Below are 20,445 nucleotides of genomic sequence, written 5' to 3' on the forward strand. Positions count from 1 at the left end.
CTCAGGAAAAAAGGGAGGGGCGGGGCGGGTTGTGGGGGGCCGGTCGACCCTCAGACCCAAGGGGGGGTGGTGCAGGGGGGCGTTGGGCCCTGTCTGGTCGGGCGGGGGGGGCGGCCCCCCCCCCCCGCCGCCGTAGGCGCGCTCAGACTTCCTTGACCTGGCCGTCCACCACCTCGATGCGGCGCGTGGTCCGGACCGCTTCGAGCATCCGGCGGTCGTGGGTGACCAGCAGCAGGGTGCCGGTGTAGCTCTCCAGCGCCGATTCCAACTGCTCGATGGCCGGCAGGTCCAGATGGTTCGTCGGCTCGTCGAGCACCAGGAGGTTGACACCCCGGCCCTGGAGCAGGGCGAGGGCGGCGCGGGTGCGCTCCCCCGGGGAGAGGCTGGTGGCCGGGCGCGTCACATGGTCGGCCTTGAGTCCGAACTTGGCGAGCAGCGTGCGCACTTCGGCCGGTTCGGTGTCGGGGACGGCCGCGCAGAAGGCCTCCAGCAGCGTCTGGGAGCCGAGGAAGAGCTTCCGGGCCTGGTCCACCTCGCCCACGACGACGCCCGAACCGAGCGCCGCATGGCCGGAGTCGAGCGGCAGCCGCTCCAAGAGGGCGGCGAGCAGGGTGGACTTGCCCGCCCCGTTGGCGCCGGTGATGGCGACCCGGTCGGCCCAGTCGACCTGGAGGGAGGCGGGACCGAAGGTGAAGTCGCCGCGCGCCACCCGGGCTTCGCGCAGGGTCGCCACGACCGAGCCGGAGCGCGGGGCGGTGGCGATCTCCAGCCGCAGCTCCCACTCCTTGCGCGGCTCCTCGACGACATCGAGGCGCTCGATCATGCGCTGGGTCTGCCGGGCCTTCGCCGCCTGCTTCTCGCTCGCCTCGCTGCGGGCGTTGCGGCCGAGCTTGTCGCCGTCGGTGGCCTTGCGGCGGGCGTTCTTGACGCCCTTGTCCATCCAGGAGCGCTGCATGTGGCCGCGAGCTTCGAGGGAGGCCTTCTTGTCGGCGTACTCCTCGTACTCCTCGCGGGCGTGCCGGCGCGCGGTCTCGCGCTCCTCCAGATAGGCCGCGTACCCACCGCCGTACAGGTTGATCTGCTGCTGGGCGAGGTCGAGTTCGAGCACCTTGGTAACCGTGCGCATCAGGAACTCGCGGTCGTGGCTGACGACGACGGTCCCGGCCCGCAGCCCCGAGACGAAGCGCTCCAGGCGCTCCAGACCGTCCAGATCCAGGTCGTTGGTGGGCTCGTCCAGCAGGAAGACGTCGTAGCGGGAGAGGAGGAGCGAGGCGAGCCCGGCGCGCGCCGCCTGGCCGCCGGAGAGGGCCGTCATCGGCAGGTCCAGGCTGACGGTGAGTCCCAGCTCTGCGGAGACCTGCGCGGCCCGCTCCTCCAGGTCCGCACCGCCGAGGGCGAGCCACCTCTCCAGGGTCTCGGAGTACGCGTCGTCCGCGCCCGGCACCCCGGCGACCAGGCCCTCCGTCGCCTCGTCCATGGCCCGCTGGGCGTCGGCGACCCCGGTGCGGCGGGCCAGGAACGCGGCCACGGTCTCGTCCTCGCGCCGCTCGGGCTCCTGCGGGAGGTGGCCGACGGTGGCGCTGGACGGGGAGAGCCGCAGCTCGCCCTCCTCGGGGCGGTCGAGACCGGCGAGCAGGCGGAGCAGGGACGACTTACCGGCGCCGTTGGCTCCGACGAGACCGATCACGTCCCCGGGCGCGACGACGAGGTCGAGTCCGGCGAAGAGCGTGCGGTCGCCGTGTCCGGCGGCGAGGTCCTTGGCGACGAGGGTGGCATTCATCAGGGTGCGATCCTAATGGCCGCGCGCGTGTGGCCGCGTCGGGCGGTGTCGGCCCTGATCGGCGCGGGGCGACGGTGACCGTCGCGGCCACCGGTCCGGCTGGACGTCGAGTCCGGGTCCGGGGGCTCCTCCACGAGCGCGGGAGGCCCCGCCGGGGCAGGGCGACCACATGGGCCCCCTTTCCCCGACGGAGCCCGGTCGGCCGGGCGGCGGGTCACCGGCCCCCTGCGGGGGCCGGTGCCGTGTGCGGTGCTTTCCGACTCAGCCGAAATCCACGTCGCTGCACCACATGTAGGCCTGGTCGAGGTGCGAGGCCTGCCAGATGACGAACAGGACGTGGTGTCCGGTGTAGCCGGAGGTCCGGACGGGGAACGTGATGTCCTGTGCGGGGGCGAAACGACCGGTCTGCGTGAGGAAGTCGAGGTCGCCCCAGCCCAGGGTCTGCGTCTGGGGATTGAAGCCCTGCTTGCTCACGTAGACCTTGAAGTAGTCGGCGCCGTGGGACGCCTGGTCGTGCAGGCGGACCGAGAAGTTGTCGCCGACGGCGGTCGTCTTCCAACGCCCGGGCCTGTCCAGACTGGCGTTCCTGGAGAGGTTGTTGCTGCAGAGCGTCCCGTCGGGGGTCCGCGCCTGGAACTGGCCGCCGAGGCCGTCCCTGAGCGCGCTCATCCAGTTCCACATGGTGTCGGAGTTGGCCTGGAAGGCCTGCCAGCACATGGGGTCTTCGGTCTGCATCGCGGGGCTCGTGTGATTGCTGCCCCAGGTCTTCCAGCACTGGTACGCGCGGGAGGCGGGGTCGACGATCGTGCCGTGCGCCTGGGCGGGGGCCGACCAGGTCAGGGCGCCGGCAACCAGGGCGAACAGCATGACGAGCACCTGGAGGGGCCGACGGAGGGATGACCGCGAACGCCAGGTCGAGAGACTTTTTCTGCGCATGGGGGAACTCCTTCCCGTTGCAAGGCTGTCATGGGAGCGCTCCCAAAGGTATGACTTCTGAGGGAAATGTCAATGAGGTAAACAAAGCAGGCTGCCAACTCGCCCCGGGACGTCGGGTTCCCTCTCGCCCGCCGCGCCCAGGGCGGCCACCTCTCCCGCCCGGTGCGCCGCAGCCGTCCGCGGGCGCACCGGGCAGCGAGCGGGAAGGTGGTCAGCTGAACCGGTCGAGCGTGATGAACGCCTCCTGAGGGTTGCCGTCGTGGACGAGCGATTCGTGGGCGCCCACGTCGTCGAAGGCGAAGCCGTACGCCTTGCCGTCCACCATCTGCGCGTGGATGAGGCGCGAGTAGTGGTTGGTCACGGAGTCCCGGTAGAAGTTCGCCGCGTTGTTGTCGGGGTGGTTCGTGCCGTTCAGCAGGGTGGAGCGGTTGAAGCCCGCGCACAGGGTGCGGGAGATCGGCCCGCGCACCTGGTCGTTCGGGGCGTCCAGGTGCTTGTAGCAGCCGAAGACGCTGTCGGAGTCCGGCTTCTGGAACGAGGTCACGACAGCGCCCGCGCTGTTGGTGAAGTTCATGACGCTCCCCGAGACCCGGCCGTAGTACTTGGTGTTCGGCTCGTGGGCGAACGGGGCCACCGTCAGGACGGAGCCGCTGTAGCGGCTCCAGACCCGGTTGATGTAGTCGTTCATGATGCCCGCCGGGAGGGCGCCCGCACCGACGCCGTGGCCCGGGGAGAGGGCACGCAGGACCGTTCCGTCGGAACGGGTCTGGATGAGGCCGGACCAGCCGCCGGACTGGTTGCGGAGCCCGTCGAGGACGGCGTTGTAGCCGCCCGCCTTGAGTCGTCCGGTGTTCTTGACCGAGCCCCCGGGCGTCTTGACCCCCACGGCGTACGGGGCGGAGAACATGTCGACCTGGGTGCTGTTGATCCACAGGCCCGCGTCGTTGAGCGTGTACTCGGTCCAGTTGAACAGGGTGTTCCTGTTCGGGTCGCTCGGGTTCTGGACGGCGGGCTGGACGAGGCCCCCGGTGGTGACCTTGAAGACGAGCTTCTGTCCGTACGAGAAGTAGACGCGGCCGGAGAACTTCGGCATTCGGATCGTGAGCGACTGGCCGTTGCGCGGACCTGTGATCGAGGCGTCAGGCGCCGGAGTGGGCGGGTTGCCTCCGGCGGGCCAGGGGTGGAACGTACCGTTCGCGTCGGCCCAGCCCTGGCGACCGGTGGAGAGCTGAGTCCCGAGGTTGTACACGTAGATCTGGTCCGCGCGTCCCGAGTCGTTCTTGATGGTCAGCGGGATGGTGGCGGGCACCGCCGCCTCGGCCGGCTTCTCGGCGACACCGGTGGTCAGCCCCAGGGCCAGGGCCAGGGCGGCGGTCAGCGAAGCGAGGCCTCTCCATGGAACGGGCATGCTCGTCCTCCTCATCGGGCGAAACCGTGGGTGGAGCGGGGGGTCCGTGGGTGAACGGGGGGGTACATCACCTGGAGCATGAGAGCGCTCTCAGAATCCCGCCGACGCCAACACCTGTCAACGAGCGTGCCCCAACTCGTCGAACTCGCCCCGTCATGGTCCCCGCGCCTGCCATCGTGCCCTGTCCGCCTGCCCTGGCCCCGGGATCACGGCTTCCGTTAGCGTCCGTGCAGCGACGGCACGCACGGACGCGGCGGACGCGCACCGAGAGGACGGTCGGCACAGTGACAGGAGTGGCCGCGGAGGCGGATGTGATCGTGGTGGGCGGCGGGGTCATCGGCCTCACCACCGCCGTGACCCTGGCGGAGCGCGGGTTGCGCGTGCGGGTCTGGTCACGCGATCCGGCCGGGGCGACGACCTCGGCGGTGGCGGGCGCGCTGTGGTGGCCGTACCGGATCGAGCCCGCCGAGTCGGTCGGTGCCTGGTCGCTGGAGACGCTCGCGGTGTACGAGGAACTGGCCGCCGCCCCCGAGGAGACCGGCGTACGTCTGGTGCCGGGGCTGCACGGCGGGGAGCGCTTCGCGGCGCTGGGGTCCTGGGCGGCGGAGCTCAAGGACGCCGTGGAGGTGACCGAGGGGCTGCGGGCGGTGCTGCCGCTGCTGGACATGCCGGTGCACCTGGCCTGGCTGGAGCGGCGGCTGGCGGCGGCGGGCGGTGCGCTGGAGCGGCGGGCGGTGACCGGGTTCGCGCAGGCGGCGGAGCGGAGCCCGGTGGTCGTGAACTGCACGGGGCTCGGGGCGCGTGAGCTGGTGCCGGACCCGGGGATGCGGGCGGTGCGGGGGCAGCTGGTGCTGGTGGAGAACCCGGGGATCGAGGAGTGGTTCACCGAGGCGGACCCGGCCTCGGAGGCGACGACGTACTTCTTCCCGCAGCCGGGCCGACTGGTGCTGGGCGGCACGGCCCGGGCGGACGACGAGCACCCGGACCCCGACGCGGCGGTGGGGCGGGAGATCGTGGCGCGGTGTGCGCGGGTCCGGCCGGAGATCGCGGGCGCCCGGGTGCTGGGGCACCGGGTGGGGCTGCGGCCGGTGCGGGAGGGAGGGGTGCGGATCGAGTCCGGGACGCTGCCGGGCGGCGGGCTGCTGGTGCACAACTACGGGCACGGCGGTGCGGGGGTGACCGTGGCCTGGGGCTGCGCGCGGGCGACGGCCGGCCTGGTGGGCTGATCCGCGGCCCGCACCCGGCGCCGCCGGGCAGGCCCCTGGACCGCACCCACCGCCCCGCCGGCTACCGCCAGGCGGGTCCCCCCGCGTCAGCCCTCGGGGCGCTTCTCCATCCGGACCTCCTTGTGGCGCTCGTGCGAGGTCACCGTCGTACCGGGGCCGATGCGGATCTCGAAGTCCCCGTCGTACTTGGCGTGCCCCTCGATCACCGCCGACTCGACGGCCTCCACTCCGAACTCCTGGCGGACGATCTGCGGGTCCCGGCGCAGGTCCCGCATCAGGGCCACGCACATGCCGATCATCACGAGGACGAAGGGGGCGGCGACCAGGATGGTGAGGTTCTGGAGCCCCTCCAGCGCGTTCTCCTTGCCGTCACCGATGAGCAGCATGATCGCGGCCACGGCCCCGGTGACGACACCCCAGAAGATGACGACCCACCTGCCCGGCTCCAGGACGCCCTTCTGCGAGAGCGTGCCCATGACGATCGAGGCGGCGTCGGCGCCGGAGACGAAGAAGATGCCGACGAGGATCATCACCAGGATGCTCGTCGCGGTGGCGATCGGGAACTCCTGGAGGACGCCGAAGAGCTGCGCCTCGGGGGTGTCGGCGCCGGTGAGCTTGCCCGCCTCGTCCAGCTTCATGGCCGAGCCGCCGAAGACGGCGAACCAGATCAGGCTGACGGTGCTGGGCACCAGGATGACGCCGCCGACGAACTGGCGGATCGTACGGCCGCGGCTGATCCGGGCGATGAACATGCCGACGAAGGGCGTCCAGGAGATCCACCAGGCCCAGTAGAAGACCGTCCAGCCGCTGAGCCAGTCGGCCACGTCACCGCCGCCGGTCGCCCCGGTGCGGCCTGCGAGCTGTCCGAGGTCGCTGATGTAGGCGCCCAGCGAGGTGGGGACCAGGTCGAGCACGAAGATCGTGGGACCGGCGACGAAGACGAAGACGACCAGCAGCAGGGCCAGCACCATGTTGATGTTGGAAAGCCACTGGATGCCCTTCGCCACGCCGGAGACCGCGGAGGCGACGAAGCCGACCGTCAGCACGGCGATGACGGCGACGAGTAGGCCGGTGCCGGCCTTCTCCAGCCAGCCCAGCTCCTGGATCCCGCTGCCGATCTGGAGTGCGCCCAGGCCCAGCGAGGCTGCCGAGCCGAAGAGCGTCGCGAAGATGGCCAGAATGTCGATGAACCGCCCGAAGCCGCCTCGCGCGCGGCGCGTGCCGATCAGCGGCTCGAAGACCGCGCTGATCGTCTGCCGCCTGCGCATCCGGTACGCGCTGTAGGCGATGGCGAGGCCGACCACCGCGTAGATCGCCCAGGGGTGCAGCGTCCAGTGGAAGAGGGTGGTGGCCATCGCCGCCTGCATGGCCTCGGCCGCTTCGGCGGGGTCGGTGCCGGGCGGCGGGGTGCGGTAGTGGGCCAGGGGCTCGCTCACGCCCCAGAACATCAGCCCGATGCCCATGCCGGCGCTGAACATCATCGCGACCCAGGAGATGGTCCGGAACTCCGGCTCCTCGCCCTCCTGGCCGAGGGAGATCTTCCCGTACCGGCTGATCGCCAGCCACAGGGCGAAGATGACGAAGCCCGACGCGGCGAGCACGAAGGCCCAGCCGCCGTTGTGGATGAGGCCTTCGAGCAGCTTGCCGGACGCGGTCTCCAGCGACGAGGTGGCGGTCGCGCCCCAGACGACGAAGGCGACGGTGAGGACCGCCGTGACGCCGAACACCACGCGGTCGGTGGTCGGGGTCCGGGTGCTGACCGGGTCGGGAGGAAGGTCCGCCGTGACCGGCAACGCCTCCCGCCCCTCCGCTGACTGGTCGTCCTGGGGCACTGGCGGCACCTTTCACCGAGTCCGGAAAACGCGCTTCACAGGCAGTACTACACCTGTTCGTGTCCTCGAAGGATCAACAGGTGGTGTTGACTTGACCGTGAGTGAGGGGATATGTCGCCCGCTGGTCGAGAAGGAGCGGAATCAGGTGCCTGGCCGACTGGCGGAGGGGCACAAACGTGCCGCCCCCGTCCTGGCGGGTACGAACGCCGTGCAGGACAAGAGTTTCCTTCACCCGGGCGTACCGGGCCGCGTCCAGCCGGTAGCCGCACGGCGGGTCGGTGAGGATCTGGTCGGGCCGGGCCGGGTCGTTGTCGGCACCGCCGAGGTATACGGGGCCGCGGTCCGCGAACCCGGCCAGGCGGGAGAGCCCGGTCGCCGCGCGGAGGCGGCCGCCCTGCTCCTCGGCGAAGTCGAAGAGCCCGCGGAGCGCCGTCCGCTGGGAGTGGACCCGGCGGCGCTGGTTGAGGGCCCCATCGTCCTTCTCCTCCTCGCTCAGCGCGTCGATCCGTGACTCGATGAGGAGTCCGACGGCGTGCTTGAGACCGGAGGCGTTGCGCAGGATGCGTTCCTGCCCGTCGCCGGCGGTCTGCTTGACGGGGTCGCCGGTGGCCGGGTCGGTCCAGATGCCGTAGTGGCCGCTGCTGTAGCCCGCCCGGGTCGCGGCGGGTCGTACGTACCGCTCCGCGAGGGTCTTCGAGAGGCCGTGGACGCCGCTCGCCACGTTCGGGTTGCGGGGCCAGAGGACGAAGAGGTCCTTGTCGTAGTAGGGGGGTGTGGCCCCGTACTCGTGCAAGTCGTAGATGACATCCGGCCGTTCGTCGCGGACGACGGCGGCGATGGCGCGCCCCTCCGCCGTGGCCAGGGCGATGTGGTCCCGGTTGATGTCGACGCCCTCGGCGTTCTCCCGGGTGCCTGCGGCGCGGCCGTCGGGGTTGGCGGTGGGCAGGACCAGCACCGTCGTACGCGAGAGGAAGGCCCGGGTGGCACGGTCCTTCGCGAAGGCCAGATCGCGCAGGGTGGTCAGACAGGCCTCGCGTCCGGCGGGCTCGTCGCCGTGCTGACTGCAGATCAGCAGGACCGTGGTCGCAGCGGGGCGCGGCTCCCCGATCCGTACGAGCTGGAGGGGGCGGCCCTCCTGCGTGGTGCCGATCCGGTCCACGGCTACCCGGTCGCTCCCCCGCTCCACCGCCCCCAGGAACGCCTGCTCCTCCCCGAGCCCGGTCCAGCGAGCCCCGTCGCTCGTCTCGAACCCGGTGCGCGGCGGGCGGGGCGCGGCCTCGGCCGGTGCGATCGCGAAGGGGACGGCCAGCGCCGCCAGTACCCCGGCCACCACCGCGCTACGCCTCCGGGCCCCCGGGTCGCGCCGCGCACCCGACGGCGGGCGGGCGGCCCCCGTGACCGGTCCGAGCCACGGGTGCGGGCTGAGCATACGGAGCGCGCGGGTGAGGCGAGGGGTCATCAGCGGCTGCCTCCCGGAGTACGGCTCGGGGTCAGGCCGGAGTACACGCGGTGGACACCGCGCGGCACGCCGGTCGGTCGGTGCAGGGGAGGTTACCCGGGTGAACTCCCGTGCGACAGAGGGCGATCACTGCCGACCGTGACGAGGGCATGACGGTCGTGTGACAGGGATGCCCGGAATCGACCGCCCTGCCTCGCGGGATGCTTAGCCTTTTTCCTGACCGGCCGGAACCGCACTCCGCCGGTCGCACGGCCGGGTCGGGTCCCCCCTGCCCGGCCGGGCGGCCGAGCGGGAACCAACCCCGCCCGGTCGCCCGGCCGGGCCGCGACATCCCACGCCCGGCCGACCGTCCGACGATTTGGAGTATGCGTGCACCGCAGATTCATCGTCCCCAGCGCTCTGGCGGCCACCCTCGTGCTGGCGATCCCGGCATCGGCCGCCACCGGCACCTTGGGTGCCCCGGGTATCGGCGACCCCTACTACCCGGCCAGCGGAAACGGCGGCTACGACGTCTCCCACTACGACCTGCGGCTGACGTACCAGCCGGCGACCGACCTGCTGGAGGGCACGGCGACGATCCTCGCCACCACCACGCAGGAGCTGACCCGCTTCAACCTCGACTTCGGGCTCGCCGTCTCCGAGGTACGGGTCAACGGCAGGAAGGCAGCCTTCGCGAAGAGCGGTGACCAAGAGCTGGAGATCACCCCGGCGGACCGCCTGACGGTGGGCAAGGACGTCTCGGTGGTCGTCCGGTACGCCGGGAAGCCCTCCGAGCTGAAGATCAACGGCTGGACCGCCTGGGTACGCACCCCGGACGGCGGCGTCGCCGCGCAGGAGCCGGAGTCGGCGGTCTGGTGGTACCCGAGCAACGACCACCCGCTCGACAAGGCCACGTACGACATCTCGGTCTCCGTTCCGGACGGCACGCAGGCGATCAGCAACGGCGTTCTCGTGTCGCAGAGTTCGAAGCTCGGCTGGACGCGCTTCAACTGGCGCTCCGACAAGCCGCAGGCCACGTACCTCTCGACGCTCGCGGTCGGCAAGTTCGACATCACGGCGGACAGGACCGCCGACGGCCTGCCGGTGCTCAACGCCTACAGCAAGGACCTCGGCCCCAACGCCGGTGCCGCCCGCGCCAGCGTCGAGCGGACCGCCGAGGTCGCGGAGTGGCTGACCGAGGTCTTCGGCCCCTACCCGTTCAACGCCCTCGGCGGCTATGTGCCCAACGTGACCAGCGGCTTCGCCCTGGAGACGCAGACCCGGCCCTTCTACAGCCCCCGGCAGTTCGCGAACGGCGCCAACGTCTCCGTCGTCGTCCACGAGATCGCGCACCAGTGGTACGGCAACAGCGTGTCGGTGGGCGGCTGGAAGGACATCTGGATCAACGAGGGCTTCGCCCGCTACAGCCAGTGGCTCTGGTCGGAGAAGGAGGGTGAGGGCACCGCGCAGGAGCTGGCGGACTACGTCTACGCCCAGCACCCGGCCGACGCCCCGTTCTGGAAGGTGAAGCCGGGCGACCCCGGTCCGGACAAGCAGTTCGACATCGCCGTCTACGACCGGGGCGCACTGGCGCTCCAGGCGCTGCGCAACGAGGTCGGTGACGAGACGTTCTTCGCCCTGCTCAAGGGGTGGCCGACAGAGAAGGCGCACTCCAACGCCACCGTGGGCGACTTCCTGCGGTACGCGGAGCGGGTCTCCGGCAAGCCGCTGGCGTCGCTGTTCGACACCTGGCTGTACCAGCCGCAGCGACCTGCGCTCCCGGCGGCGGCCTCGGCGGGGATCGCGGAGAACGCGCTGTCGTCCCGGGCGGCGGCCAAGCCGGAGCAGCCGGCGTCGTGGAAGAAGATCGCGGCGACGAACACGATCCACGACCGGGGGAACCACGGTCCCGGAGGTCACGGCAGCCACGGCGGCGACGGTCATCAGGGTCACGGCCACCGCTGATCCGCTGATCCGCCGCGCGCACTGTGTCGGGGTCGTCGGAGCGGCGCAGTTCAGCCGTTCCGGCGGCCCCCGGTGGCGTGCGCGGCGCGGGCCGCCCGTGCCCTCGGCAGATAGCGCAGCCGCTCCGGGAGTACGGGGACCACCGCCCGTACCACCGCGCACAGCCGCCGCAGCCGCTTCTCCTGGGCCTCCGTCCACGGCAGGCCGATCGCCGCGCGGGCGTCCGGCGGCATGAGCCCGATGGTGGCGAACCGCCGGAAGCGGGCGAGCGGCGGCAGCAGCACCGGCCACAGGGCCCGCAGCAGGGTGCGCAGCGGCCACGGGCCACGGTCCGGTGCGGGCACCGGCTGGTCGACGTCGACCAGTTCGCGCACCACGACCGTCGCCTCGATCTCCCCGGCGAGCATCTTCTCCCAGTACGGCCAGAACTCCTCGACGGTCTGCGGCATGTCCCGGTCGTGGATGCCCAGGATCCGGCCGACCTGGAGCCACTCCGCGTACAGGGCCCGCTCCTGTGCCGGGGTCATCGGCCGGATCAGATAGCGCGCCGCGTGCCGGTAGACGGGAAAGCCGGTGGCGTGCACCCACGCGTAGTTGGCGGGCGTCAGCGCGTGGTAGGCGCGGCCCCGGGTGTCGGTGCCCTGGATGGTCCGGTGGAGCCGACGCAGTCTGCGCCCCTCCTCGGCGGCCTCGGCGCCGCCGTAGACCCAGAGCTGGAGCGAGCGCAGGGAGCGTTCACCGCGCCCCCAGGGGTCGGTACGGAAGACCGAGTGCTCGTCGACACCCGCGCCGACGGCCGGGTGGGCGACCTGGAGGGTGAGGGCGGCGGGCAGCATCAGCAGGGCCCGGACGTCCCCGGACAGGCTCCAGAGCACCCCGCCGGGCGGGGGCGGCAAGAGGTCGTTCGCGCTGCTCATCCTGTGCTCCCGTGATTCCGGCGGGCCCGCCGTGCGCCGCCCGTCCCTCATCCCTCCATGATCCCTCGCCCGTGCGAGACCCGTGAGACGGGGCCCGGACCCCGCCACCTCGGCCTCCCCGCCCCGGCCCCGGCCGACGGCCCGGTCAGCCGTGGTCGTACACCGTCACCGGCAGGGCGGCGGATATCAGGCGCCGCTCGATGAGCGGCTCGACCCGGGCCCAGGTGCCGCCCGCGAGCCCGCAGCCGATGCGCGGCATTGGACCGAGCCCCCAGCTCGCCTGCCCGTAGGGCCACCGTGCCGAGCGCCGTGGCGTCCCCCCGTACAGAGGGTGCCCCTTGATCAGGTGACGGAACGATCAGTCCCGAGGGGAAGGGTGGGTATGGGGCCGAGCCACGGCTGCGAACGGCACGGGTGTTAGTTTCCTTCCCGTGTTGGAACACCAGGGCGAGACCAGGACGGCCTACGACGGGGTTGTCGAGCTGTATGCGTCGATGTTCGCTAATCGGTTGGAGACACAGCCGTTCGCGCGAAACATGATCGGCACCTTCGCCGAGCTCGTGCGTGGGACGGGGAACCTGCGGACAGCCGACGTCGGGTGCGGGCCCGGACATCTGACGGCCATGCTGCACGACTTGGGGCTGGACGCCTTCGGGCTCGACCTCTCCCCGGCCATGGTCAACCACGCCCGGCGGGCCCATCCGGCGCTGCGGTTCGACGAAGCGCGAATGGAGGCCCTGCCGGTCGAGGACGGCGCGCTCGGCGGAGTGCTGGCCCACTACTCGATGATCCATACCCCGCCTGGGGAACTGCCCGCACTGCTCGCCGAGCAGGTGCGTGTCCTGGCACCAGGGGGCCTGCTCCTGGTGTCGTTCTTCGGGACCGAAGGACCGGAGCCGGTCCGCTTCGATCACAAAGTGACGCCCGCCTATAGCTGGCCGGCCGAGCGGTTTGCCGAGTTGCTGGCCGGGGCCGGGCTCGTCACGGTTGCTCGGTTGCTCCACGACCCGGCCTCCGAGCGGGGCTTCCTCGACGCCCATTTGTTGGCCCGCCGCCCCTAGAGCGTGCCCCGTGGCCTGGGACGGAGTGGTGTAGATCCGCGTGGATGAAGTTCGTCTGAAGCGCCACGTGCGGGACTGGTCTACTGCTCGCCGATAGCCTCCAGGATCGCGCGGAGACGCGACAAGCATTCGCTGACGAAAAGGGGATAGGTGCCCCAGTAGTACGACACCCCGCTGACTCCGACAGCGATGGCCCACGCCCGGGCACGCAGCCATGTCACGTCGTCGAGGCTTGTGGCGTCCCAGTACGCCTGTCGAGCCCCAGGTGGAAAATCCCACAGAGGCGAGTGCTCGGCGTCGGGAAAGCCGACTGAGAGGCCTCCGAAGTCGATGACGGCGTGCAGCTTCCCCTGCTGGACCAGAAGGTTGGTGGGTTTGAGGTCTCCGTGGAGCCACACATGGCGGGCAGAAGGCTCGGGCAGGGTGAGCGCGCTCTGCCACAGGTGTTGCAGATGCGCGATGTCGAGGTCGAGGCCCTGGATCGTTCGGCAGTTGTCGAAGCACCCGCTGATCCACCGGTCACAAGCGTGCAGGCCGCCTCCGCGGTACCAGCTGAGCTCGCCCTGGCGAGTGGCTCCCATGAGGGGGATGGAATGCAGGCTCTGCACGATCGTCGCCAGGTCACCTCCGAAGGCGGCCCAGTCTCTGACCGATCCCGGACCGGCTTCATCGCCATCGATCCAGCGGTACACCGACCAGGCGAGCGGGAATGCGGAACTCGGCGTGCCGTTGTGCACCGGCTCCGGGATGCGACAGGGAAGATCTGGCGCCAGCCGTGGCAGCCAGGTCTGCTCTTTCCGTACGGCCTTCGCGTTGTCCGGGGTGCGCGGTAGCCGCAGGAGCAGTTGGTCGCCGAGCCGGTACATCGTGTTGTCCGTGCCCGCACCGGCCGGCGAGATGGGGAGGTCGGCCCACTCCGGTCGCTGTTCCCGCAGCAGTGACCGGACGACCGTCTCATTCACACGGATCTCGTTCTCATGAAGTGTCACGGTGAGAGCCTTCCGCCCGGGCTTCGCCGCCGCCAGTCATTTTCCCGAGGCGGCCGCTGTACGTACCTCGATCCCTTGAGGATCTGCCAGGCCAGGTGAGACCGAGTGAGACTCTGCCAGCTTCGGCTCGACCGGACAGTAACTCTGCGTAGGTTGATCGCTCCCTGACGTCGGCTCGCCAACTATCGCGAACAGTCACAGGGGCCGGGGTGGACGGCGGGGCCTCGGTGCCGGAGACTTTCACAGTACTGGTGAGACAGTGGCACTGTCCGATACGAGGGTCCGGAGTGCGGGGAGCAGAGATGGCGACGGGGACCGACGAGCCCACGCTCACGGTGGACGAGCTGGCGGCGCGCGCCGGGGTCACCGTACGTACGGTGCGGTTCTACAGCACCCGGGGCCTGCTGCCGCCCCCGGTGATCGGGCCGCGCCGGGTCGGGCACTACGGGCCCGACCATCTCTCGCGGCTCGCGCTGATCGAGGAGCTTCAGCACCAGGGGATGACGCTGGCCGCGATCGAACGGTATCTGGAGCAGTTGCCGCCCGACCTCAGCGCCCACGATCTGGCGATCCACCGGGCCCTGGTGGCTTCCTGGGCGCCGGACACGGCCGAGGACATGACCCGGGCCGAGCTGGAGAAGCGGGCCGGGCGGGCGCTCACCGAGCCGGATGTGGACCGGTTGGCGGCCATGGGGGTGCTGGTCCGGCCCGAGGGGGACGGCACGGCGTACCGGGTGGATCTCGGGCTGCTGCGGCTCGGGGTCGAGCTGCTGGACGTGCCGATCGCCCACGAGACGATCCTCGCGGCCCGGACCGTCCTGCTGGAGCACACGCGCTCCGCCGCCCAGGAGATGACCCGGCTCTTCCGGGACGAGGTGTGGAACCCCTATCGGGAGCGAGAGGGCGACCCGGAGCATGTGGCCGCGATGAAGTCGCTGTCGGCCCACATGCAGCCGATCGTCCTCCAGGCGCTGGTGACGGCCTTTCAGCGGTCGCTCAAGGAGGAGCTGCGGGCCGCGTTCACCACCGAGTGACGGTGAACGCGGCGCACCACGGCCTCAGTCGTGGAAGGTTTCGCCCTTCTCCGCCTTCTCCACGAGGAGTGCGGGCGGCAGGAACCGGTCGCCGTAGCGGTCGGCCAGCTCCCGGGCGCGGGCGACGAATCCGGGCAGGCCGCCTTCGTACCCGTTGATGTACTGGAGGACACCGCCGGTCCACGGCGGGAAGCCGATGCCCATGATGGAGCCGATGTTGGCGTCCGCGACGGAGATGAGGACGTTCTCCTCCAGGCAGCGGACGCTGTCCAGCGCCTCGGAGAAGAGCATCCGCTCCTTCATGTCCTCGAACGGCACATCCGCGTCGGCCTTCGTGAAGTGCTCGCGCAGTCCGGGCCAGAGGCCGACGCGCTTGCCGTCCTCGTCGTAGTCGTAGAAGCCCGCTCCCCCGCTGCGCCCCGGCCGCCCGAACTCGTCGACCATGCGGTCGATGACGTCGTCCGAGGGGTGTCCGGGCCAGGTGCCGCCGGCCTCCTCCACCGCGCGCCTGGCCTCGTTGCGGATCTTGCGGGGCAGGGTCAGGGTCAGCTCGTCCATCAGGGAGAGCACCTTGGCCGGGTAGCCGGACTGGGCGGCGGCCTGCTCGATCGAGGCGGGCTCGACGCCCTCACCGACCATCGCGACGCCCTCGTTGATGAACTGGCCGATGACGCGCGAGGTGAAGAAGCCCCGCGAGTCGTTGACGACGATCGGTGTCTTCTTGATGCGCCGTACGAGGTCGAAGGCTCGGGCCAGCGCCTCGTCGCCGGTCCGCTCGCCCTTGATGATCTCGACGAGCGGCATCTTGTCGACCGGCGAGAAGAAGTGCAGGCCGATGAAGTCCGCCGGGCGCGAGACGCCTTCGGCGAGGAGGGTGATCGGAAGGGTGGAGGTGTTGGAGCAGAGCAGCGCGTCGGGCTCGATGACGTCCTGGATCTCCTGGAAGACCTTGTGCTTGAGGCCGGTGTCCTCGAAGACGGCTTCGATCACGGCGTCGCAGCCCGCGAGGTCGGCCACGTCGCCGGTCGGGGTGATCCGGGCCAGCAGTTCGTCGCGCCCGGCCTCGGTCGTACGGCCCCGGGAGAGCGCCTTGGCGAGCAGCTTCTCGCTGTACGCCTTGCCCTTGGCGGCCGCCTCGGTGGAGACGTCCTTGAGGACGACCTCGATCCCGGCCCTGGCGCAGGAGTAGGCGATGCCCGCGCCCATCATCCCGGCGCCGAGCACGGCGACCTTGCGGACCGGGCGCTCGGGGATGCCCTTGGGGCGGTTGGCACCGGAGTTGACGGCCTGGAGGTCGAAGAAGAACGCCTGGATCATGTTCTTGGAGACCTGGCCGGTGACCAGCTCGGTGAAGTACCGGGCCTCGATGGTCAGGGCGGTCTCGAAGTCGACCTGGGAGCCCTCGACGGCCGCCGCGAGGATGTTGCGCGGCGCGGGCATGGGCGCGCCCGCGAGCTGCTTCTTCAAGTTGGCCGGGAACGCGGGGAGGTTGGCGGCGAACTTGGGGTTGGACGGGGTGCCGCCGGGGATCCTGTAGCCCTTGGTGTCCCAGGGCTGCTGGGACTCGGGGTTGGCGTCGATGAAGGCGCGGGCCTTCTCGATCATCTCTTCGCGGGTGGCGGCGACTTCGTGGACGAGCCCGTTCTCCAGGGCCCGCCGCGGGGTGTACTGGGTGCCCTGGAGGAGCACCTTGAGCAGGGCGTCCGCGATGCCCATGAGGCGTACGGTACGGGTGACGCCGCCGCCCGCCGGGAGCAGGCCGAGGGTGACCTCGGGGAGGCCGATGCGGGAGCCGGGGGCGTCGAGCGCGATCCGGTGGTGGGAGGCGAGGGCGATCTCGTAACCGCCGCCGAGGGCAGCGCCGTTGATGGCGGCGACCACGGGCTTGCCGAGCGTTTCGATGCGGCGCAGCGAGCGCTTGATGGCGGTGCCGGTATCGAAGGCGGCCTGGGCGTCCTCGGGGCCGACCTTGATCATGTCCTTGAGGTCGCCGCCCGCGAAGAAGGTCTTCTTGGCGGAGGTGTAGATGATGCCGCGGATGGAGTCCTTCTCGGCCTCGGCGCGGTCCGCGATGGCCTCGATGGAGTCCTTGAAGGCCTGGTTCATCGTGTTCGCGGACTGGTCGGGGTCGTCGAGGACGAGGGTGACGACGCCGGTCTCGTCCTGTTCCCAGCGGATGGTGGTGCTCTCGGTCATGTCGGTGTCTTCTCCGTAAGCGGGGGTGGCCGGGGCGGGGCGGGTCAGATGCGCTCGACGACGGTCGCGACGCCCATGCCGCCGCCGACGCAGAGGGTGACCAGGCCGAACCGCTGGTCGCGGCGCTCCAGTTCGTCGATGACGGTGCCGAGGATCATCGCGCCGGTGGCGCCGAGCGGGTGGCCGAGCGCGATGGCGCCGCCGTTGACGTTGACCTTGTCCAGGCTCAGGCCCATGTCCTTGACGAAGCGCAGGACGACCCCGGCGAAGGCCTCGTTGATCTCGACCAGGTCGATGTCGTCGATGGTCAGCCCGGCCTTGGCGAGCGCCTTGCGGGTGGCGGGGGCGGGGCCGGTGAGCATGATGGTGGGCTCGGAGCCGGAGACGGCCGCGGAGACGATCCGGGCGCGCGGGGTGAGGCCGTAGCGCTCACCGACCTCCCGGGAGCCGATGGCGACGAGGGCGGCGCCGTCGACGATGCCGGAGGAGTTGCCCGCGTGGTGGACGTGGTCGATCTTCTCGATCCAGTGGTACTTCTGGAGCGCCACAGCGTCGAAGCCGCCCATGTCGCCGATGGCGGCGAAGGAGGGTTTGAGGGAGGCGAGGGAGTCGGCGGTGGTGCCGGGGCGCATGTGCTCGTCGTGGTCCAGGACGAGCAGGCCGTTGCGGTCCCGCACGGGGACGACGGAGCGGGCGAAGCGCCCGTCCTTCCAGGCCGCGGCGGCGCGCTCCTGGGAGAGGGCGGCGTACTCGTCGACGTCGCGGCGGCTGAAGCCCTCGACGGTGGCGATGAGGTCGGCGCCGATGCCCTGCGGGGCGAAGCCGGTCTCGAAGCTGGTCATCGGGTCCATCGCCCAGGCGCCGCCGTCGGACCCCATCGGCACCCGGGACATCGACTCGACGCCCCCGGCGAGCACGAGGTCCTCCCAGCCCGAACGGACCTTGGCGGCGGCCAGGTTGACGGCCTCCAGGCCCGAGGCACAGAAGCGGTTCTCCTGCACGCCCGCGACGGAGTCGGGCAGGCCGGCGGCGATGGCGGCGATCCGGGCGATGTCGGAGCCCTGGTCCCCGAGCGGGCTGACCACGCCGAGGACGATGTCGTCGATGGCGGCGGGGTCCAGGTCCGGGAAGCGGCCCCGGATCTCGTGGATGAGGCCGACGACCAGGTCGATCGGCTTGGTGCCGTGCAGGGCGCCGTTGGCCTTGCCGCGACCGCGCGGGGTGCGGATCGCGTCGTAGACGAATGCTTCGGTACTCAAGACAGCTGCCTTTCGAGGGTGGTGGTGAAGAACGAGGGGCCCGGGGAGGGCTCAGGCGAGCAGCGAGCGGCCGATGATCTCCTTCATGATCTCGGTGGTGCCGCCGTAGATGGTCTGGATACGGCCGTCGGTGAACGCCCTCGCGACCTTGTACTCGCTCATGTAGCCGTAGCCGCCGTGGAGTTGGAGGCAGCGGTCGGCGGTGCGCTTCTGGAGTTCGGTGGCCCACCACTTGGCCATGGAGGCGTGGACCGCGTCCAGCGTCCCGTCCGAGTGGTCGACGATGCACCGGTCCAGGAAGGTGCGGGTGACCGCGCACTCGGTGGCCATCTCCGCGATCTCGAAGCGGATGTGCTGGAGCCTGGCCAGCGGACGTCCGAAGGCCTCGCGCTCCTTGACGTACTGGGTGGTGATCTCCAGCAGGTGTTCGGCGGCGGCGATGGCGGCGACCGCTATGCCCATGCGCTCCTGGGCCAGGTTGGTCATCAGGTGGATGAAGGCGCCGTCGAGTTCACCGAGGAGGTTCTCCTTGGGGACGCGGACGTCGTTGAAGAACAGCTCGGCGGTGTCCTGCGACTTCTGGCCGATCTTGTCGAGGTTGCGGCCCCGCTCGAACCCCTCCGCGCCCCGCTCGACGACGATCAGCGAGAGCCCTTTGGCGCCGCCGTCGGGCGTGGTCTTGGCGACGACGATCACCAGGTCGGCCAGGATGCCGTTGGAGATGAAGGTCTTGGAGCCGTTGATCAGCCAGTGGTCGCCCTTGTCCTCGGCGGTGGTGCGGATCGCCTGGAGGTCGGAGCCGGCGCCCGGTTCCGTCATGGCGATGGCGGTGACGGTCTCGCCGGAGCAGAAGCCGGGCAGCCACCGCCGCTTCTGCTCGTCGGTGGAGAGGCCGGTGAGGTAGGGGCCGATGATGTCGTTGTGCAGGCCGATCGCCAGGCCCGGCGCCCCGGCCCGGGTGAACTCCTCGGCCAGGACCGCGCTGTAGCGGAAGTCGGTGGTTCCGCCGCCCCCGTACTCCTCGGGGACGGCGAGGCCGAGCAGCCCGGCGCGCCCGGCGGCGAGCCAGGCGTCGCGGGAGACGATGCCGTCCTGCTCCCACTGCTCGTAGTACGGGAGCACCTCCTTGGCCAGGAAGGCCCGGACGGTCTCGCGGAACGCGTCGTGCTCCTCGGTGAAGATCTGGCGTTGCACGGGGTCTCCTAGTCTCGGGGTGTGGGCCGGAGCCCCGGTACGTCCCAGTCGGCGGCGACGGCGTCCGTGTCGGCGCCCGGCCGTGCGGGGCCGCCGCGGACGGAGGCGGGAGTGGCGGAGAAGCGCGGGGCGGGGGCGGGCTGGGTGATGCCGCTGTGCTCGACATAGGTGGAGCGGGCGGCCAGGTGCGGGTGGTGCGGTGCCTCGCGGAGGGAGAGGACGGGGGCGACGCAGGCGTCGGTGCCCTCGAAGACCTCGGTCCACTCCGCGCGCGTACGGGTCAGGAAGCGCTCGGTGACGGCGGCGCGCAGTGCGTCCCAGCGGGCCGGCTCCCACCGGTCGGGGAAGGCGTCCGCGAGGCCGAGGAGTCGGACGAACTCGGCGTAGAACTGCGCTTCCAGCGGGCCGACCGCCATGTGGCCGCCGTCGGAGGTGGCGTAGGTGCCGTAGAAGGGGCAGCCGCCGTCCAGGAGGTTGGTGCCGCGCCGGTCCTGCCAGCTTCCGGCGGCCAGCATGCCGTGGATCATCGAGGCGAGGTGGGCGGCGCCGTCGACGATCGCCGCGTCCACCACCTGCCCCGCGCCGCCCGGGGTGCGGGCGTGTTGGAGGGCGGCGAGCACCCCGACGACGAGGTAGAGCGAGCCGCCCGCGTAGTCCCCGACCAGGTTGGCGGGGACCACGGGCGGCTCGTCCGGCCGGCCGATCATGGAGAGGGTGCCGGTGAGCGCCAGGTACGCGATGTCGTGGCCGGCCCGCTGGGACAGCGGCCCGTTCTGGCCCCACCCGGTCATCCGCCCGTAGACCAGCTTCGGGTTCCGGGCGAGAGCGGCCTCGGGCCCGACGCCGAGCCGTTCCGCGACGCCGGGGCGGTACCCCTCGATCAGGATGTCCGCGCGCTCGGCCAGGTCCAGGACGCGTCCGGCGCCACCTTCGTCCTTGAGGTCGACGAGGACGGAGCGTTTGTTGCGGTTGGTGATGTCGTACGCCGGGTCGATGCCGAGGGCCGGTCCGCCGGGCCGGTCGACGCGGACGACATCGGCGCCGAGGTCCGCCAGCAGCATCGCCGCGAACGGTCCGGGGCCGATCCCCGCCAGCTCGACGACACGGACTCCTGCCAGCGGGCCGTGCTGCCCGGTCCTTGCCATCCGTGAGCCCCCAAGGGTGTGACACAACCGATGTAACATCAATGATGCTAAGAACGTGCCCGGCC

15 protein-coding genes and 1 pseudogene are annotated in these 20,445 nt (G+C 71.1%); 4 read left to right on the forward strand and 12 right to left on the reverse strand.

Annotated elements, in window-relative coordinates; genetic code table 11:
• Positions 1 to 142: 142 nt before the first annotated feature.
• The 3 genes from AC0682_RS06755 to AC0682_RS06765 all read right to left on the reverse strand — a co-directional run bounded on the left by AC0682_RS06755 (position 143) and on the right by AC0682_RS06765 (position 4,124).
• Positions 143 to 1,780 carry an ABC-F family ATP-binding cassette domain-containing protein gene (locus AC0682_RS06755; RefSeq protein WP_478531322.1) on the reverse strand — a complete coding sequence of 546 codons (1,638 nt, stop codon included), beginning with the start codon at positions 1,778 to 1,780 and terminating at the stop codon, positions 143 to 145.
• Positions 1,781 to 2,041: 261 nt separating this feature from the next.
• Entirely contained in the window at positions 2,042 to 2,716 is a 675-nt protein-coding gene (locus tag AC0682_RS06760; protein WP_478531324.1) for a lytic polysaccharide monooxygenase auxiliary activity family 9 protein, read from the reverse strand.
• A 211-nt stretch (positions 2,717 to 2,927) separates the two neighbouring features.
• Entirely contained in the window at positions 2,928 to 4,124 is a 1,197-nt protein-coding gene (locus tag AC0682_RS06765; RefSeq protein WP_478531326.1) for a glycoside hydrolase family 64 protein, read from the reverse strand.
• 293 nt (positions 4,125 to 4,417) lie between these two features.
• On the opposite strand from AC0682_RS06765, the gene AC0682_RS06770 reads away from it, so the two are divergent.
• Positions 4,418 to 5,350: an FAD-dependent oxidoreductase gene (locus AC0682_RS06770; protein WP_478531328.1), complete on the forward strand. Its 933-nt coding sequence runs from the start codon at positions 4,418 to 4,420 to the stop codon at positions 5,348 to 5,350.
• Between the two features lie 86 nt (positions 5,351 to 5,436).
• Here the strand turns inward: AC0682_RS06770 and AC0682_RS06775 are convergent, their stop codons facing one another.
• Both AC0682_RS06775 and AC0682_RS06780 read right to left on the reverse strand, forming a co-directional pair.
• Positions 5,437 to 7,182, reverse strand: coding sequence for a BCCT family transporter (locus AC0682_RS06775; RefSeq protein ID WP_478531329.1), 1,746 nt, complete (start codon positions 7,180 to 7,182; stop codon positions 5,437 to 5,439).
• 73 nt (positions 7,183 to 7,255) lie between these two features.
• A complete protein-coding gene (locus AC0682_RS06780) occupies positions 7,256 to 8,641 on the reverse strand; it encodes a M14 family metallopeptidase (RefSeq protein ID WP_478531330.1) in 1,386 nt (461 codons plus the stop codon).
• A gap of 369 nt (positions 8,642 to 9,010) precedes the next feature.
• Between AC0682_RS06780 and AC0682_RS06785 the strand changes: the two genes are divergently transcribed.
• The gene (locus AC0682_RS06785) at positions 9,011 to 10,585 is read left to right on the forward strand and encodes a M1 family metallopeptidase (RefSeq protein WP_478531332.1); all 1,575 of its coding nucleotides are present in this window, start codon (positions 9,011 to 9,013) and stop codon (positions 10,583 to 10,585) included.
• A gap of 50 nt (positions 10,586 to 10,635) precedes the next feature.
• Here the strand turns inward: AC0682_RS06785 and AC0682_RS06790 are convergent, their stop codons facing one another.
• Positions 10,636 to 11,502, reverse strand: a complete 867-nt coding sequence (locus AC0682_RS06790; RefSeq protein WP_478531333.1) for an oxygenase MpaB family protein — start codon at positions 11,500 to 11,502, stop codon at positions 10,636 to 10,638.
• Positions 11,503 to 11,647: 145 nt separating this feature from the next.
• Positions 11,648 to 11,813, reverse strand: a pseudogene (locus AC0682_RS06795) (Appr-1-p processing protein); the annotation flags it as partial.
• 120 nt (positions 11,814 to 11,933) lie between these two features.
• Between AC0682_RS06795 and AC0682_RS06800 the strand changes: the two are divergent.
• Entirely contained in the window at positions 11,934 to 12,563 is a 630-nt protein-coding gene (locus tag AC0682_RS06800) for a class I SAM-dependent methyltransferase (RefSeq protein WP_478531335.1), read from the forward strand.
• 80 nt (positions 12,564 to 12,643) lie between these two features.
• On the opposite strand, the gene AC0682_RS06805 is transcribed toward AC0682_RS06800, so the two are convergent.
• Positions 12,644 to 13,552, reverse strand: a complete 909-nt coding sequence (locus tag AC0682_RS06805; protein ID WP_478531337.1) for an aminoglycoside phosphotransferase family protein — start codon at positions 13,550 to 13,552, stop codon at positions 12,644 to 12,646.
• Positions 13,553 to 13,854: 302 nt separating this feature from the next.
• Here AC0682_RS06805 and AC0682_RS06810 point away from each other — a divergent pair, with 302 nt between their 5' ends.
• Entirely contained in the window at positions 13,855 to 14,586 is a 732-nt protein-coding gene (locus AC0682_RS06810) for a MerR family transcriptional regulator (protein ID WP_478531338.1), read from the forward strand.
• 24 nt (positions 14,587 to 14,610) lie between these two features.
• On the opposite strand, the gene AC0682_RS06815 is transcribed toward AC0682_RS06810, so the two are convergent.
• The 4 genes from AC0682_RS06815 to AC0682_RS06830 are packed head-to-tail and all read right to left on the reverse strand — an operon-like array spanning position 14,611 to position 20,380.
• On the reverse strand, positions 14,611 to 16,782 hold the full coding sequence (locus AC0682_RS06815) for a 3-hydroxyacyl-CoA dehydrogenase NAD-binding domain-containing protein (protein WP_478531340.1): 2,172 nt from the start codon (positions 16,780 to 16,782) through the stop codon (positions 14,611 to 14,613).
• Positions 16,783 to 16,826: 44 nt separating this feature from the next.
• Positions 16,827 to 18,041 carry an acetyl-CoA C-acetyltransferase gene (locus AC0682_RS06820; protein ID WP_254811312.1) on the reverse strand — a complete coding sequence of 405 codons (1,215 nt, stop codon included), beginning with the start codon at positions 18,039 to 18,041 and terminating at the stop codon, positions 16,827 to 16,829.
• 51 nt (positions 18,042 to 18,092) lie between these two features.
• On the reverse strand, positions 18,093 to 19,235 hold the full coding sequence (locus AC0682_RS06825; protein WP_254811313.1) for an acyl-CoA dehydrogenase family protein: 1,143 nt from the start codon (positions 19,233 to 19,235) through the stop codon (positions 18,093 to 18,095).
• A gap of 8 nt (positions 19,236 to 19,243) precedes the next feature.
• Positions 19,244 to 20,380 carry a CaiB/BaiF CoA transferase family protein gene (locus tag AC0682_RS06830; RefSeq protein ID WP_254811314.1) on the reverse strand — a complete coding sequence of 379 codons (1,137 nt, stop codon included), beginning with the start codon at positions 20,378 to 20,380 and terminating at the stop codon, positions 19,244 to 19,246.
• Positions 20,381 to 20,445 lie beyond the last annotated feature (65 nt).

The sequence above is a fragment of the Streptomyces sp. NPDC043746 genome, from assembly GCF_056436485.1.